Consider the following 1,435-nt stretch of genomic DNA (forward strand, 5'->3'; position numbering starts at 1 on the left):
TATCGCAAACTTGGGTCGATATATGAACCCACTCGGGTTCATCAATGAAGCCAAACGTAGAGTCGAAGTAGAGAAAAGCATTGAGATGCTGCGCGTAAAGACGCCGAACATGCATGCGTTGATCAAAAACCTTTCGGGTGGTAACCAACAGAAGGTACTCTTGGCCAGATGGCTGCTTACAGAGCCGGACGTGCTCCTGCTCGATGAGCCAACTCGCGGAATTGATGTTGGCGCGAAGTTTGAGATTTATTCCATCATTGCTGACCTTGCGAAGCAGGGGAAAAGTATTATCATGATCTCTTCTGAAATGCCCGAGCTGCTTGGGATGTCAGACCGAATCATGGTCATGTGTGAAGGACGCCTTACGGGGATTGTAGAAGGAAATAAAGCAACAGAAGAAGAGATCATGCGCCTTGCTGCACAGCATATGGCATAAATGGGGGGGCAAGAAACCATGAGTACAAAAACAGAAACATTGAAATCTAGAGACATAAGTGGGTTCGTGACCAAATACGCAATCTACATCGTATTGGTTGTGCTCGTAATCGGGATTGCGATTTATGATCCGCGCTTTTTATCCGTTAGTATCTTGCGTGATATTTTGCTGCAGTCATCCACGCGTGTCATCATTGCTTTGGGTGCTGCATTCATCTTGATCACGGGAGGCACCGATCTCTCGACAGGACGGATTGTTGGTTTGACAGCCGTTATCTCGGCCTCTATGCTGCAAACGCAGGATTACGGTCGCAGATTTTTCCCGGATCTACCGCACTTACCACTGGTTGTCCCAATTATCATTGCGATTTTAGCTGGTCTTCTGGTAGGACTTATTAATGGGGTTATCGTCGCTAAATTAAAGGTTCCACCATTCATTGCAACACTAGGAACGATGGTTGCCGTCTACGGCGCCAACTCCCTATACTTCGATATGAAACCGAATCAGTCCCAACCTATCGGCGGTTTGAGACCTGACTTTAGTAAATTAGGAACAGGTTCCATCGGATCTGATGCCACGTACTCATTACCTTACATTGTTCTTATTGCTGTCGCTGTGGCGATTATCGTCTGGATTGTGTTCAACAAAACGAAGCTTGGTAAATACATGTACGCGATTGGCGGCAACATTCACGCTGCAGTCGTTTCGGGGATTAACGTTAACCGTTACCTGATCTACATTTACTCCATCGCAGGTGCTTTGTACGGATTGGCTGGGGTGCTGGAAGCAGCAAGAACCGGTGGTGCAACGAATAACTACGGAAACATGTACGAGCTTGATGCGATCGCAGCTTGCGTAGTCGGCGGCGTATCGACATCAGGTGGTATCGGAACGGTTCCCGGCGTTCTTGCTGGGGTATTGATTTTCAGCGTAATCAACTACGGTTTGACGTTTATCGGAATTAGCCCTTACTGGCAGTTAATCATTAAAGGTGTTATC

2 protein-coding genes are annotated in these 1,435 nt (G+C 47.2%); both read left to right on the top strand.

What is annotated here, in order from left to right; all coding sequences use genetic code 11:
- The coding region (locus AC1DUA_RS37440) for an ATP-binding cassette domain-containing protein (protein WP_477504545.1) at nucleotides 1–436 on the top strand (436 nt) is incomplete at its 5' end.
- Nucleotides 437–454: 18 nt separating this feature from the next.
- Nucleotides 455–1,435, top strand: a 981-nt coding sequence (mglC, locus tag AC1DUA_RS37445; protein ID WP_477504546.1) for a galactose/methyl galactoside ABC transporter permease MglC, incomplete at its 3' end; no start/stop codon positions are given.

It is taken from the genome of Paenibacillus sp. 01T422 (genome assembly GCF_056398785.1).